The organism is Methylomonas koyamae (assembly GCF_019669905.1).
In the GTDB taxonomy this organism is placed as follows: domain Bacteria; phylum Pseudomonadota; class Gammaproteobacteria; order Methylococcales; family Methylomonadaceae; genus Methylomonas; species Methylomonas koyamae.
Genome location: NZ_AP019777.1, coordinates 716,767 through 731,066, shown reverse-complemented (window position 1 = coordinate 731,066; position 14,300 = coordinate 716,767). Strand labels below are relative to the sequence as shown.

The 14,300-nt window shown below is 59.4% G+C and carries 12 protein-coding genes; 9 read left to right on the top strand and 3 right to left on the bottom strand.

Annotated elements, in window-relative coordinates; genetic code table 11:
* Positions 1-80: 80 nt before the first annotated feature.
* Positions 81-518 (bottom strand): hypothetical protein, encoded by a 438-nt coding sequence (locus tag MKFW12EY_RS03545; RefSeq protein WP_054760201.1) that lies wholly within the window; start codon positions 516-518, stop codon positions 81-83.
* Between the two features lie 213 nt (positions 519-731).
* Between MKFW12EY_RS03545 and hslV the strand changes: the two genes are divergently transcribed.
* From hslV to ubiB, 7 genes are read left to right on the top strand one after another with little or no spacing between them, the layout of a single operon-like run.
* Entirely contained in the window at positions 732-1,295 is a 564-nt protein-coding gene (gene hslV / locus MKFW12EY_RS03540) for an ATP-dependent protease subunit HslV (protein ID WP_054760199.1), read from the top strand.
* 3 nt (positions 1,296-1,298) lie between these two features.
* The gene (hslU, locus tag MKFW12EY_RS03535; RefSeq protein ID WP_054760196.1) at positions 1,299-2,618 is read left to right on the top strand and encodes an ATP-dependent protease ATPase subunit HslU; all 1,320 of its coding nucleotides are present in this window, start codon (positions 1,299-1,301) and stop codon (positions 2,616-2,618) included.
* Between the two features lie 6 nt (positions 2,619-2,624).
* Positions 2,625-3,014 carry a gamma-butyrobetaine hydroxylase family protein gene (locus MKFW12EY_RS03530; RefSeq protein ID WP_054760194.1) on the top strand — a complete coding sequence of 130 codons (390 nt, stop codon included), beginning with the start codon at positions 2,625-2,627 and terminating at the stop codon, positions 3,012-3,014.
* An 8-nt stretch (positions 3,015-3,022) separates the two neighbouring features.
* Entirely contained in the window at positions 3,023-3,772 is a 750-nt protein-coding gene (ubiE, locus tag MKFW12EY_RS03525) for a bifunctional demethylmenaquinone methyltransferase/2-methoxy-6-polyprenyl-1,4-benzoquinol methylase UbiE (RefSeq protein ID WP_054760192.1), read from the top strand.
* A gap of 33 nt (positions 3,773-3,805) precedes the next feature.
* Entirely contained in the window at positions 3,806-4,345 is a 540-nt protein-coding gene (locus MKFW12EY_RS03520; RefSeq protein ID WP_221054021.1) for a Uma2 family endonuclease, read from the top strand.
* On the top strand, positions 4,346-4,981 hold the full coding sequence (locus tag MKFW12EY_RS03515; RefSeq protein WP_221054020.1) for a ubiquinone biosynthesis accessory factor UbiJ: 636 nt from the start codon (positions 4,346-4,348) through the stop codon (positions 4,979-4,981).
* Positions 4,982-4,993: 12 nt separating this feature from the next.
* The gene (ubiB, locus tag MKFW12EY_RS03510; RefSeq protein ID WP_082409716.1) at positions 4,994-6,562 is read left to right on the top strand and encodes a ubiquinone biosynthesis regulatory protein kinase UbiB; all 1,569 of its coding nucleotides are present in this window, start codon (positions 4,994-4,996) and stop codon (positions 6,560-6,562) included.
* A gap of 187 nt (positions 6,563-6,749) precedes the next feature.
* Here the strand turns inward: ubiB and MKFW12EY_RS03505 are convergent, their stop codons facing one another.
* Positions 6,750-8,234, bottom strand: a complete 1,485-nt coding sequence (locus MKFW12EY_RS03505) for a DcaP family trimeric outer membrane transporter (RefSeq protein WP_245006427.1) — start codon at positions 8,232-8,234, stop codon at positions 6,750-6,752.
* 1 nt (position 8,235) lies between these two features.
* Positions 8,236-8,715, bottom strand: coding sequence for a cytochrome c (locus MKFW12EY_RS03500; protein WP_054760186.1), 480 nt, complete (start codon positions 8,713-8,715; stop codon positions 8,236-8,238).
* Positions 8,716-8,881: 166 nt separating this feature from the next.
* Between MKFW12EY_RS03500 and glnE the strand changes: the two genes are divergently transcribed.
* Together glnE and MKFW12EY_RS03490 are read left to right on the top strand one after the other, a co-directional pair.
* Complete coding sequence (gene glnE, locus MKFW12EY_RS03495; RefSeq protein ID WP_221054018.1) at positions 8,882-11,758, top strand: bifunctional [glutamate--ammonia ligase]-adenylyl-L-tyrosine phosphorylase/[glutamate--ammonia-ligase] adenylyltransferase; 2,877 nt, start codon at positions 8,882-8,884, stop codon at positions 11,756-11,758.
* A gap of 136 nt (positions 11,759-11,894) precedes the next feature.
* Positions 11,895-14,288, top strand: a complete 2,394-nt coding sequence (locus tag MKFW12EY_RS03490; RefSeq protein ID WP_221054017.1) for a TonB-dependent siderophore receptor — start codon at positions 11,895-11,897, stop codon at positions 14,286-14,288.
* Positions 14,289-14,300: the final 12 nt, after the last annotated feature.

Genomic DNA, 14,300 nt, shown 5'->3' with positions numbered 1-14,300 from the left:
CTAGGTCAGATACGAAAAACAATTAATTTAGCGCACACACTCGCGCGATGCGGATGGCGGCGGATTTTTGCAACCAAGGCCTACTGAGCCGATGCCGGCTTGGCCGCGGTCTCTTCGCCCTTGATCTTGATCAACCAACCGTCCTGCCCCCAGCAGCCGGACTCAACCTTGCTTTCGGCGGATTTAGCCATGACGTGGACGCGGGCGAATCCAGGGCTAAGTTGCGGCAGCTTGGATTTGACGAAATAGAAGGTCTTTTTGTCGACCACCTCGACCTTCATTTTCTCGCCGTGGGCCTCGGCGCTGATGGACAACGGGTCGGCATTGTGCGAAACGTGGAACGACAGGTCGACGCCGGCATCGACTTCGGCTTTATGCTCCGGAACGAAATCGCGGAATTTGGGCCGTTTGCATTCCTTTAACCGTTCCTCCTCCTCCGGGGTCAGCGCCAACGCCACACTTGAAAAAACCATCGCGCCCAACAGCAGCGCGCTTTTCCAGCGAATCGACAAATTCATGACTAGCCTCTTGTTGTTATTGTTGTAATGTTGGAAACGCCATAAAAAACCGGCGCATCCTTAAAATACCAGCAGTTTGAACTTTAATCAGTTTTAACGCTTTGTTCAATCTCCAGGCCTTTCACCCACTGGGCCGGAGGTTATTAAACTTCTAACCCATCTCCGCGCAGAACATGTAAAATCGCCGCCTTTCCGTTCTCAGTTACGCAGGTTATGACCAACTTCAGAGGCACCACAATTCTATCGGTCCGGCGCGGCAACAAGGTCGTGATCGGCGGCGACGGCCAGGTCACCTTGGGCAACACCGTGATGAAAGGCAATGCCAGAAAAGTCAGACGCTTGTACCACGACAAAGTGATAGCCGGTTTCGCCGGCGCCACCGCCGATGCCTTTACCTTATTCGAACATTTCGAAGGCAAACTGGAAAAGCACCGCGGCAATCTGACCCGCGCCGCGGTGGAAATGGCGAAAGACTGGCGTACCGACCGCGCCTTGCGCAAACTCGAAGCCTTATTGATTATCGCCGACAGCAAAACCTCATTGGTCATTTCCGGTACCGGCGACGTGATCGAACCGGAACATGATTTCATCGCCATCGGCTCCGGCGGCGCCTTCGCTCAAAGCGCGGCCCGCGCCTTGCTGGAAAATACCGAACTCGGTGCCCGCGACATCGTCGAAAAGGCCTTGAATATCGCTGCCGACATCTGCATTTATACCAATCACAACTTACGTATCGAAGAATTGGACGCCGAACCGCAAACGGCCCTGCAAGAGTAAACCATGAGTCAAATGACCCCCAGAGAAATCGTCAGCGAACTGGACAAACACATCGTCGGCCAGGCCGACGCCAAGCGCTCCGTCGCCATTGCCCTGCGTAACCGTTGGCGCCGCAGTCAGGTCGCGCCGGAACTGCGCGACGAAATCACGCCTAAAAACATCCTGATGATAGGCCCCACCGGCGTCGGCAAAACCGAAATCGCCCGCCGCCTGGCCAGGCTGGCCAACGCGCCGTTCATCAAAATCGAAGCCACCAAATTCACCGAAGTCGGCTACGTCGGCCGCGACGTCGAATCCATCATCCGCGACTTGATCGACAGTGCGGTAAAGATGACGCGGGTATCGGCGATGGAAAAAGTGCAAAACCGTGCCGCCGACGCCGCCGAAGACAAGGTGCTGGACATTCTGCTGCCGCGCGCCGAGGGCGGCATGCTATCCGACACCGAGGAAGCCACCCGCCAGAAAATGCGCAAAAAATTGCGCGAAGGCGACTTGAACGACAAGGAAATCCAAATCGACGTGTCCGCACCGTCGGTCGGCGTCGAAATCATGGCGCCGCCGGGCATGGAAGAAATGACCAGCCAATTGCAGGGCATGTTTCAAAGCCTGAACAGCGGCCGCACCAAGTCGCGCAAACTAAAAATCAAGGACGCGTTGAAACTGCTGCAGGAAGAGGAAGCCGGTAAATTGGTCAACGAAGAGGAAGTCAAGCAATCGGCGCTGGAAGCCGTCGAGCAGCACGGCATCGTGTTTCTGGACGAGATCGACAAGATCTGCAAGCGGGCGGAAATGGGCGGCGGCGAAGTCTCCCGAGAGGGCGTGCAGCGCGATTTGCTGCCGCTGGTCGAAGGCAGCACCGTCACCACCAAATACGGCACAATCAAGACCGACCACATCCTGTTCATCGCCTCCGGCGCGTTCCATCTGACCAAACCGTCCGACCTGATTCCCGAGCTGCAAGGCCGCTTTCCGATCCGGGTCGAGTTGAACGCGCTGAGCGCCGACGATTTCGTCCGCATCCTGACTGAACCGGATGCCTCTTTGACCGAGCAGTACCAGGCCTTGTTGAAAACCGAAGGCGTCGACCTGCAATTTACCGCCGACGGCATCAAACGCATTGCCGAACTGGGCTGGCAGGTCAACGAAAAAACCGAAAATATCGGCGCCCGCCGCCTGCATACCATTCTGGAAAAACTGCTGGAAGACATTTCCTTCAGTGCCCCGGACCTGCCGGAGAAATCGGTCGTCATCGATGCCGCTTACGTCGACGCCCACCTATTGGAGTTGGCCGGCGACGAAGACTTGAGCCGCTATATTTTATAACCGATCATGCGCGTAGCCATCACTCCCTGCCATTGCCAGCCCACCGAAATCAAGCTGCACAAAGTCTCGGCGATTTTGGAAATCCATTTCGACGACGGCAGCATTTTCGAATTGCCCAGCGAGTATCTGCGGGTTTTCACCCAATCTGCGGAAGCGGTCGGCCATGGCCCCGGCCAGGAAACGCTGCAGACAGGCAAGGAAGACGTCACCATTACCGACATCCTGCCGGTCGGCAATTACGCGGTCAAACTGGTGTTCAGCGACGGCCACGACACCGGCATTTATAGCTGGGACTTGCTGTACAAGCTCGGTTCCGATTTCCCGCTGCTGTGGTCAGCTTACCTGGAAGCATTGCAAGCCGCCGGCATCAGCCGCCGCTCGCCCTTACACAACTGAATTGAATCATGACAAACGACAATACCACCCATTTCGGCTTCAAACAGGTTCCCAAGGCAGATAAAGTCGCGCTGGTGCGCGGCGTATTCGATTCCGTTGCCGGCCAATACGACATCATGAACGACCTGATGTCGCTCGGCATCCACCGGATTTGGAAGCGGATTGCGGTGCAACTGGCCAACGTCCGCGAAGGCGACCACGTTTTGGATTTGGCCGGCGGCACCGGCGATCTGACCTTATTGTTCGAGAAACGGGTCGGCAAGTCCGGCCAGGTGGTATTGGCCGACATCAATTCGGAAATGCTGCGCACCGGCCGCGACCGCTTGATCGACAAAGGCGTTGCCGGCAATATCCGCTACACCCAGGTCAACGCCGAATGCCTGCCGTTTGCCGACAACACTTTCGATTGCGTGACGATAGGCTTCGGTTTGCGCAACGTCACCGACAAAGACGCGGCACTGCGTTCGATGTATCGGGTATTGAAACCGGGCGGCCGCGTCATCGTGCTGGAGTTTTCCCACCCGATCGACCCGGTCACCGAAAAAGTCTACGACTTCTATTCGTTCAATATTCTGCCGAAAATCGGCGCCGTCGTAGCCAAGGACGAAGACAGTTACCGCTATCTGGCCGAATCGATCCGCATGCACCCAAAGCAGGACGAATTGAAGCAGATGATGGAAAACGCCGGCCTGGAGCGTTGCGAATATTTCAACATGACCCAAGGCATCGTCGCCGTGCACCGGGGTTACAAGTTTTAAGCCGCCCCACCGACCCGGCAGCGAGATTCGAAGATGGCTCTGCAACAGGCGCAATACCCGATCGGCGCAGCCTATGCAATGGCCGACGCCAACCGGAACCACAGTCTTTTGGTCAGTAACAGCGCGCGTTTACTGGGTAACCATCTGCAAAATTCGCCCTGCGCAACTTTATCGTCCGACTTAAAAGTCAAAGCCGGCCCCAACTTCTTTTACCCGGACGTGATGGTGGCCTGCGACGACGAAAACGGTAACGACTATTACAGCGACCGGCCGACAATTATCGTCGAAGTATTGTCCAAAGCCGCCCGCCGCATCGACAAGACCGTCAAGCTCGCCGCCTACCGAGGTCTAGCCAGTTTGCAGGAATATGTTCTGATCGAAACCGATCATGTCGAAATTGAGGTGTTTCGCCGCTCGACCGATTGGCGGCCGGCGCACTACTTTCTCGGCGACGCCGTGAGCTTCGACAGCATCGGCCTCAGCGTAGCCGTCGCCGACTTGTACCAACGGGTCAACAACGAAGACATGCGCGACTATTTGCAGAAAATTCAACAACAGCAGCAGGCGCAATAAATGCCGAGCGCGCTGAAACCGCTGCTGATCTCCGCGCTGGAAGCGGCACTGGCCCGCTACTTGGCGCTGGACAGCCACAGTGCGGAATACTTGGCGCCGATGGCCGGCAAGGTCATCGAATTGCGCATCGACACCTTCGGCAGCAGCCTGTTTTTGTGTCCCGGCAGCGACAGCATCCGCATCCTGGACAGTTATCCAGAGCCGGCCGACGCCACGCTGAGCGGTTCGCTATCGGCCCTAGGCCTGATGGGCCTCAGCGCCACACCGATGCGTTCCCTGTTCAAGGGCGAGGTGCGCCTGGCGGGCGACGTCCAATTGGCCCGTAAATTCCAACGCCTGTTCGAAAAACTCGATATCGATCTGCAAGGCAAACTGGCCCGCGTCGCCGGCGACCGCGTGGCTAATCGCTTGGGCGATATCGTCCGCGGCGGCAAACGCTGGACCGGCCAAAGCCTGCGCACCTTCCGGCTAAACCTGGAAGAGTTCCTGCAGGAGGAAACCCGAGAATTGCCGGCCAAAGCCGAAGCCGAATTGCTGTTCCGCAGCATTGACGGCTGCCGCAGCGATTGCGACCGGCTCGCCGCCCGACTGGATCGGCTGGCGGCCGCTGCCAACAACCTCTCAGAGTCTGACTAAAGGACCGACACCGTGATTCGCCCCAAAATACTGCTGCGCCTGGTTCATATCAATTGGGTGATGATGTTTCACGGCCTGGACGAAATCGTACTGAGAACCCATTTGTTCCGGCCAATCCGCTATCTGGCGTTTTTGTCGCCGAATTACTGGACCCGCAACTCGCGCGAGCCGCGCGGCGTGCGCATCCGCCGGACCCTGGAAGACTTGGGGCCGATTTACGTCAAATTCGGCCAGACCTTATCGACCCGCAAGGATTTACTGCCGGAAGACATCGCCGAAGAACTGGTCAAATTGCAGGACCGGGTACCGCCGTTTTCGATCGATACCGCCCGCAAAATCATCGAACAACAGCTCGGCCAGTCGATAGAGGAAGCATTCGCCGAATTCGACTCGACGCCGCTGGCTTCGGCCTCGGTGGCCCAAGTTCATACCGCCACTTTGCATAGCGGCGAAAAAGTCATCGTCAAAGTATTGCGGCCGGATATCGAAGACAAAATCCATTCCGACGTTGGCTTGTTATACGAACTGGCCCGCCTGGCCGAACGCTTTTGGGCCGACGCCCGCCGGCTGCGAGCGATGGAAATCGTCGCCGAATTCGAGAAAACCATACTCGACGAACTGGACCTGGTCCGCGAAGCGGCCAACGCCAGCGCCATTCGCGCCAATTTCAAAAACTCGGAGATGCTGTACATCCCGGAAATCCATTGGCCGTTGACCCGGCGGAAAGTACTGGTCATGGAACGCATCTACGGCGTCCCGGTCGGCGATATCGACGCCTTGCGCCGCGGTGGAGCCGATTTCAAAAAGCTGGCCGAACGCGGCGTCGAAATTTTCTTTACCCAGGTGTTCCGCGACAATTTCTTTCACGCCGACATGCATCCCGGCAACATTTTCGTGCAATTGCCGGACAAATATCTGGCGGTCGATTTCGGCATCGTCGGCAGTTTGTCGGACAGCGACCAGCGCTATCTAGCCGAGAACTTTCTGGCGTTTTTCAATCACGATTACCGCAAAGTGGCGAAAATGCACATCGAATCCGGCTGGGTGCCGCCGACCACCCGGATCGAGGAATTCGAAGCTGCGATCCGGGCGGTATGCGAACCGATCTTCGAAAAACCGTTGAAGGACATTTCCTTCGGCCTGCTATTGCTGCGCCTGTTCCAGACCGCACGCCGCTTCGACATGGTGGTTCAGCCGCAATTGGTACTGCTGCAAAAAACCCTGCTCAACATCGAAGGCCTGGGCCGCCAGCTCTATCCGGAGCTGGACCTGTGGCAAACCGCCAAACCCTTCCTGGAAAACTGGTTCAAACAACGGGTGGGTCCGGAGAAGAAAATCAAGGAGTTGTTGGGCAAGTTTCCGGAAATCAGCGAGCAGTTGCCGGAAATCCCCGGCTTGGTTTTCAACGCCCTGCAAAGCGCCGCGCACATGCAGCAGCAACTGCAACACCAGCAAAAAGAAATGGTGCAACTGCGCAAACAACTCAAGCGCAATAACACCCGCACCTTGCGCGCCATCTTCGGCGCGGCGGTGTTGATTGCAGCCGCGCTGATCCTGCAATCGCCGTTGTTGCGGGGCTGACCGGCTACAACCTTTCAAAACCGCAACTCACCTGGTTCCCACGATCCTGCGTGGGCATCCATACCCGATACACGCAACAAATAAGCAATAGACAGGCCGATCTGCATTCCCACGCCGGAGCGTGCGAATGAAGGCAAACCGGCCGCCCCCTGAAATCGCCATTATTGCTAGGCTGGGCGGCCGCAACTCAAAAGCTATATTTCGCCGAAAACTGCACCCGTTGCAGCATGCCATCGCGGCCGTCGATCAGCTCCCTGTCCGCATAAGTGTATTCCACGCCCAGCATGGCCTGGCTGACCGGGCTCCATAGCAAATTGGCGTGCAGCGATTGCACCTGCCGGGTCAATACCGGATTGGCGTAGTGCGGATAGTCGGTTTGGGCAAAGCCGTAGGTGATGCTGGAACGCCATTGTTTGTCCCACCAATGCTGGTAGGCCAGCATAGCGCCGTAGCTCTCTGACAACTCTATCGCGCCGTGGCTATCCAACGCCGCATCGGCGAACGTGTTGGTCGTGGACACGTAACGGGCGTCACCCTTGCCGTAGTGAGCCATGAAGCGGATGTTGTCCAGGCCGACGGTATTGATCCTGCCGGACACATTGACGCCGCCGCCCCAAGCGTCCTGACGATAGCCGTTGCTGCTGTTGGTATAACGCAACTGCCGGCCCAATACGGCCAGCGACACGTTGCCCCACTCTGGATTCAGATTCAGTCGGGCCGTTAAGTCCGGGTAGCGATCCGCATTCGGAGTAGTCCAATAGCCGGCATCCAGATTCGGATCGCCAGCCGCCGCCCGATTTGCCGTGCCGGTCTCCAAATGGTTATCCACCCACAGCCGACTGCGCGGCGCCTCCAGCGCCAGCAGCCATTCCATCGGCGTATCCAGCCAAGTGAACGGCTCGGTCCAGCGCACCAGCGGCTGGCGCAGGCTGGCCAAGGCGCCGGCCGAGCCGCCCACATCCAGATTGTCGGGCAAGGCCGACGCATTCAAAAACGTGGTCCAGGTTTGTCCGGCCAGCAGATGGCCGAACGAACCGTAGGCATGGCGCAAGCGCGGCGTATAGGTGTAGGTAGCCGGATCGCCGTAGAAATCGAATTCGATGAAGGTATTGACGTCGCCCCAGGCGCTCGGCGTAAACGACTTGAACCACAAGCGGCTTTCCTTGGCGTGAAATGCAATCTGACTACGTTCGCCGGCAGCGCCGACCGGAATCTGCGCCATGGCCAATTGCTGGTCGCCCAAACGGTCGCGACCGGCGCTGACGCTGCTAAACAGCACGTCCGTTTTGACAAAACCGCCCAGACCTATCGAAGTCTCGGTGCCCGGTATTTTGAAGGTGCCTTTGGTATCGCCAACCGTTACCACCGCTTTTTCCTTGGAATTGCCGGCATTGGCTGCTGCGGCCGGCACCGGTACTGGCTGACCGCCCGAGGCCCCTGCCAAATTGGCTTGCGACGATGACTGTTCGCTGCGATAGAGCTTCAATTCCTGCTCCAACTGGCCGATGCGCTGATTGGAATGCGCCACCTGCTGTTTCAATTCCTCGATCTGCCGGCTCATCGTGCCCAATATGGCCTTGATATCGTCGTCCGCTGCGGCCGGAGCGGGCAGCAGCGCGCAAATGGCAACCAGCCCCACCCATTTCAAAAAAAAGTTACACCTCGCGGCCACGCTAATCTCCCAATTTGCGGAACAAGGCGTGGCACGAGGTACAGGTAGTGTTGATTTCATGCAGGTTATCGTTGATTTGATCGATAAGGTTTGATTCGGCCTGGCGCTGCAACAAGTCCATTTCGCTGCGCAGCTTTGCCGCCAACGCCCGAAACGCGACTTGCTCGTCGGCGGTCAGGTTCAGGCCGGGCAAGCTGGCGGTGATGGCATCGACGTTTGCCGCCAGGCTTTGCGCGGTCTCGGCAATCTGCCGCGCGTACTTGCGCCGCTGCATGTCGATTTGCGTCTCCGTCATAAACCGCTCCTGCATCAGGCTGTCCATTCTGTCCATCAGTTCGCGCAATTTGCCGTCGCGGACCGCATGTAGAGCCGGCGTTCCGGTTTCCCTCCAACCGGCCGAGCTTTGCTGGCGGCGCTGCTCCGGCGCCGAACAGGCCGCGGCAAGCGCCAGCAGAACGAGTATCGGATAAATGTTCTTCATGTGAAAAGCCTCCTTGGGGCCGACTGTATCCGGAGGTAAACCGGTAATGCCAGTATGGCGGGAAAACGCTGCGGCAGCATGCCTTAATCATAGTGTGGATATTGTTATTCAGACCCCGGCAGTTTAGGTATCATGCCCTTCCGTTTACAACTACAGGAACCGGCCTATGACGCTTTTCGATTCGTTGTCGCAGCATTCGGCGCATTTACCCGATGCATTGCAAGCTTGGGCCGGCGATTTTTGCGCCAGACTGGCCGAGGCCTCGGCTCCGGAGCATCTGGCCGCACTCGGCGACGACCGCTTCCGCGCCTCGGCGTTGAAGGTTTGCGCCTGCAGCCAATTCATCGGCGACAACTGGCTGCGCCATCCCGGCCTGCTGCCGGAGTTGGTCAGCTCCGGCGATCTGTTCGCCCCGCTGCGGCGCCAGGACTACGCTGCCGCGCTGGCATCGGCCACCGCTACGGCCGATGCCGAACCGGCGCTGGCCCGGGAACTGCGCCTGTTTCGGCGGCGGGAAATGGTCAGAATCGCCTGGCGCGATCTGGCCGGTTGGTCGGATCTGGACGAAACCCTGGGCGACCTGACCGCGCTGGCCGAAACCTGCATCCAGACCGCGCTGGATTTTTTATACCGCCAGGCCTGCCAACGCTGGGGCACGCCGACGCTGGCCGACGGCACCCCGTTCAATATCGTCGTACTCGGCATGGGCAAGCTCGGCGCCTGGGAGCTGAACTACTCGTCAGACATCGACCTGATTTTCGCCTACGCCGAGGACGGCGTGCTGAATGGCAAAAAAGAAATCAGCTACGAAGAATTCTTCACCCGCCTGTGCCGCTCGCTGGTGAAAATGCTGGACGAAATCACCGTGGACGGCTTCGTGTTCCGCACCGATGTCAGGTTGCGGCCGTTCGGCGACAGCGGCCCGCTGATCATGAACTTCGACGGCATGGAACAGTATTACCTGACCCAGGCCCGGGAATGGGAACGTTACGCGATGATCAAAGCCCGGCAAGTGGCCGGCGATTTCGCCAGCGGCAAGCAACTGGCGGCGATGATCAAGCCCTTCGTTTACCGGCGTTATCTGGATTACGGCGCCTTCGAGGAATTGCGCTCGCTCAAATTCCAGATCACGCAGGAACTGCGGCGCAAAGACCGGATGGAAAACGTCAAGCTCGGTCCCGGCGGCATCCGCGAAGTGGAGTTCATCGGCCAGGCCTTCCAACTGATCCGCGGCGGCCAGGACGTTGCGCTGCAGCAACGGGAGATCCAGACCGTATTGGACGTGCTGCGCGATTTGCAATTGATGCAGGACGACGTCGTCGCCACGCTGAAATTCGGCTACCGCTTTCTGCGCCGGGTGGAAAACCACATCCAGCAATACCAGGATAAACAAACCCACGATTTGCCGAACGACCCGCGAGCGCAGTTGCTGCTGGCTTATTCGCTGGATTTCGCCGACTGGGACGAGTTCAAGCGGGAGCTGGACCGAGTGCGCGCCTCGATCCACGAAATTTTCGAGCAGGTATTCTCGCTCAGCGACCAGGACAACAAGCGGCAAAGCGCCCGTCTGGTCTGGACCGCCGGGGCCGACGACGAACAGGCGCTGGAGGCGCTGGCCGATTACGGTTTCGCCGATCCTTTGGCCATGCAAAAAGCCATCGCCGATTTTAAGGAGTCCCACGCGGTAAAACGCATGACCGCCAAAGGCGCCGGCGTGCTGGACCGGCTGATGCCGAAACTGATCGAGCAGGTTGCCGGCACCGAGCAAGCCGACACCACTTTGCTGCGGATTCTGCAACTGTTCGAGGCCGTATCCGGCCGTAACGTCTATCTGGCCTTGCTGGCGGAAAACCCGGATGCCTTGCAACAACTGATTACGCTGGCCGCGGCCAGCCCGTGGATTTGCGAATATCTGGCGCAATACCCGATCTTGTTCGACGAACTGCTGGACACCCGCTCGCTGTACGAACCGCTGCAGAAGCAGGCCTTGCGCGACGACTTGCAGCGGGCGCTGAATAAAGTCGACGAACAGGACGGCGAGCAATTGATGATTGCGCTGCGCCAGTTCAAACACCTGAACGTGTTGCGGGTCGCCGCCGCCGACATCATGGGCGCGATTCCGGTCATGATCGTCAGCGATTACCTGACCTGGATCGCCGAAGCGATTCTGGAACAGGTGCTGGATCGGGCCTGGCGGATGCTGGCCGCCAAACACGGCTGCCCGCCGGGCACCGGCCCCGGTCCGGCCGCTTTCGCCATCGTCGCATTCGGCAAATTCGGCGGCATCGAACTCGGCTACGGCTCCGATCTGGACTTGGTGTTTTTGTACGGCAGCGCGGACGACAACGCCGCCACCGACGGCGAAAAGCCGATCGGCAGCGCTCAGTTTTATTTACGGCTGGGCCAAAAAATCCGCCACATCCTCGATACCAAGATGTTGTCCGGCATCTTGTACGAGGCCGACCTGCGCCTGCGGCCGAACGGCGACTCCGGCTTGCTGGTCACCCATATCGGCCATTACGAAGCCTATCTGCGCGACGCAGCCTGGACCTGGGAGCACCAGGCCCTGGTGCGCGGCCGCTTCGTCGCCGGCGACCCGCGACTGCAAGCCGACTACGAAGCCATTCGCGCCCGCATCCTGGCCCTGCCGCGCGACCCGGCGGAGTTAAAAACCCAGGTAAGGGAAATGCGCGAAAAAATGCGCGACAACCTGGCGCCGAAAGACCCGGCGGTATTCGACCTGAAACACAGCGCCGGCGGCATTGCCGATATCGAGTTCATCGTCCAATACTCGGTTCTGGCCGGCAGCGCCCGCTACCCCGACTTGGCCACCTACACCGACAACGTGCGCCTGTTGGCAGGCTTGCAGCAGCACGGTTTGATGCCGGCCGCCGACGCCGCACTGCTGAAACAGGCCTACTGCGCCTACCGCGATTTCGGCCACCACCAGGTGTTGCAGGGGCTCAGCGCCACGGCGGACGGCGCCGAGTTTGCCGAATTGCGCCGCGAAGTCGAACGGCTGTGGCGCCAATATATGCTGTGATGCGTTAGCGGCAATTCGCACCGCCGGGTGCGTGCTAATATTTTCCAGTAACCGGCCCGCTAGCGCGGGCTAAGGGCGGAAGCTATTCTCGGCCAAAGTGGACGGCAATCCAGATAAATCGTGTTCGGGAGGCCCGATGATGAAACGACGTTGGCCGGAATTCGGCGGACTAGCCGCGGTCGCGGCCGGTTTGGCGCTGGGCGCCAAGGCTGTCGCGGCGGCGGCAAACCCGGCGACGGCCGAAACCGGCGGCATAGCGGATGCCGCCAGCCAAAGCAAAGCGGTCGCCGACATGGACATCGACGAACTGGTCGGCGTCAAAGTATCGCCGTTCGAAGTCTCCAGCCATCTCGACCTCGGCTATCGCGCCTCCAATTCGGTATCCGGCTCCCGTTTCGATACACCGATCCGCGACTTGCCGTTTGCCGTGCAAGCCTTTACCGAATCGTTCATTGCCGACCAAAAGCCGCGCGATATTTTCGACATCGCCCGCTATTCGCCCGGCGTGACCTACCGCAGCAACGACTTCAACGAAGGCAATGCCAATCTGGCGATCCGCGGCTTTACCGTGGGCTCGCTGGCCGGCGGCAATATCCAGATCCTGCGCGACGGCGTACACGGCCCGTCGATTTTCGATTTCACCAATATCTCGCGGGTCGAAGTGGTCAAAGGCCCGGCCTCGTTTTTGTACGGCCAGGTCGCGCCGGGCGGCATCGTCAACGTCATCACCAAACAACCGCAACGCCGGTTTGCCGCCAGCGCCGACGCCCGCTACGGCTCCTACGGCGAATACCGCTTCGACGCCGACGTCACCGGCCCGGCCTCGGACACGCTGGCCTACCGCATGGCGGCGTCCTACGACCAGGACATGCATTACTGGGACGCTTACGACGCCCATTCCTGGAATATCTCGCCGTCGCTGCTGTGGCAACCCAGCGACCGGCTCAGCGTCTCGTTGAAATTCGAACACTTCGAAAAGATCGAAGAACCGCAATTGATGCAAAAGCCAGGCTACAACACCTGGGCCGGATTAATCCCCAGCGCCGCCGACCCCAACTTGTCCGGCGTCGACGTACCGGGGCTGGCGGACACCTGGAACAGCATGGCCTACAGCGACTTCCGCCACAGCAAAACCAACAATTTCAGCAGTTGGCTCGACTTCAAAGCCAACGAGCACTGGCATCTGCGCGCCGGCTATTCGCATCTGGAATACGATATCGAGGCCTTGTTCAGCGGCAACCTCGGCATGCCCGACAACGCCACGCTGTTGCAAGGCCGGCGCGTACGGCTGCAGAACTACACCAACCGCGACGACACCGTCGAAATTCAGGGCGTCGGCAAATACGACCTCGGTTTCGCCAGCCTACGTTTGTTATTCGGCGGCCAGTACGTCGACCGCAATTTCCACCGCGACGCCGGCCAGGCGCCGAACGATCCGGCCTTGGGCAACAACCCGATCGGTTCGCCGCTGCCGCTGTGGGACTTGGGCAACCCGACGACCTGGAACCGCAATGCCGCGATACCGCTATCCGCGCTGACCGCCGGCCGCTTCAACCAGGACGTCGGCGCCGTCGACAAATCGGTTTACGGCGGCACCACCCTGGGCCTGTTCGGCGACCGGCTGCTGGCCCTGGCGGGCGCCCGCTGGACGAACACGACCAGCCAGGTCGCCGACGGCCTGACCAACGTCGCCCAGCCGCAAACCAGCGTCAGCCGGGTCACGCCCCAATACGGCCTGCTCTACAAAATCACGCCGGAATGGACGGCCTTCGCCACCTATGCCGAATCCTTCGTCCCCGCCACGTTTTTGGTCAACAACCTGGACGGCAGCCGCAGCATCCCCGAACCGAGCGAGGGCCGCGGCGTCGACATCGGCCTGAAAGCCGAACTGTTCGACGGCCGCCTGTCCAGTACGCTGACCTTCTTCGACATCGAAAACAAGAACATTGTCAACGACCTGGCCGTGACCGACGCCTTCGGCATCACCACCATCTACGGCGTCCCCACCGGCAAACAACGCTCGCGCGGCATCGAATGGGACGCCACGGCCCGGCTGGCCGACAACTGGCAGATGTACCTGTCTTACAGTTTCATGGACGCCAAAATTACCGAATTCACCGGCAACGACGCCGCGATCCTGGCCCAAGATCCGAATACGCTGGACGCGACGGGCCGCGCCTATTACAAGAACGCGCTGCGCTTTCACAACGCGCCGTTGCAAATGAGCGCACCGCATCTGGCCAATCTGTGGACCCGCTACGATTTCGACGCCGGCCCGCTGCGCGGGCTGCATATCGGCGGCGGCGTCAATTTGGTGTTCGGCCAAACCCTGTTATCCGACACGCCGGCTTCGGCCTACCAAACTTATGCGCTGGTCAATGCGCTGGTCGGTTACACCTGGCAAGTGGGCGGCCACAGCATCAGCCTCGACTTGATCGGCAAGAATCTGCTCGACGAACACTACCGGCCGTCGCAAAGCAGCCGCGGCCGGCCGCAAGAGTTGATGCTCAACTTTTCGGTCAAATACTGACGGCGGCCCGGC

Bases quoted from the DNA above. Each gene is read 5' to 3' on its own strand.
- MKFW12EY_RS03500 (WP_054760186.1), bottom strand. From the start codon at position 8,715: ATGAAGAACATTTATCCGATACTCGTTCTGCTGGCGCTTGCCGCGGCC.
- MKFW12EY_RS03530 (WP_054760194.1), top strand. From the start codon at position 2,625: ATGCGCGTAGCCATCACTCCCTGCCATTGCCAGCCCACCGAAATCAAG.
- MKFW12EY_RS03490 (WP_221054017.1), top strand. From the start codon at position 11,895: ATGATGAAACGACGTTGGCCGGAATTCGGCGGACTAGCCGCGGTCGCG.
- ubiE (WP_054760192.1), top strand. From the start codon at position 3,023: ATGACAAACGACAATACCACCCATTTCGGCTTCAAACAGGTTCCCAAG.
- glnE (WP_221054018.1), top strand. From the start codon at position 8,882: ATGACGCTTTTCGATTCGTTGTCGCAGCATTCGGCGCATTTACCCGAT.
- MKFW12EY_RS03515 (WP_221054020.1), top strand. From the start codon at position 4,346: ATGCCGAGCGCGCTGAAACCGCTGCTGATCTCCGCGCTGGAAGCGGCA.
- MKFW12EY_RS03545 (WP_054760201.1), bottom strand. From the start codon at position 518: ATGAATTTGTCGATTCGCTGGAAAAGCGCGCTGCTGTTGGGCGCGATG.
- MKFW12EY_RS03520 (WP_221054021.1), top strand. From the start codon at position 3,806: ATGGCTCTGCAACAGGCGCAATACCCGATCGGCGCAGCCTATGCAATG.
- hslU (WP_054760196.1), top strand. From the start codon at position 1,299: ATGAGTCAAATGACCCCCAGAGAAATCGTCAGCGAACTGGACAAACAC.
- hslV (WP_054760199.1), top strand. From the start codon at position 732: ATGACCAACTTCAGAGGCACCACAATTCTATCGGTCCGGCGCGGCAAC.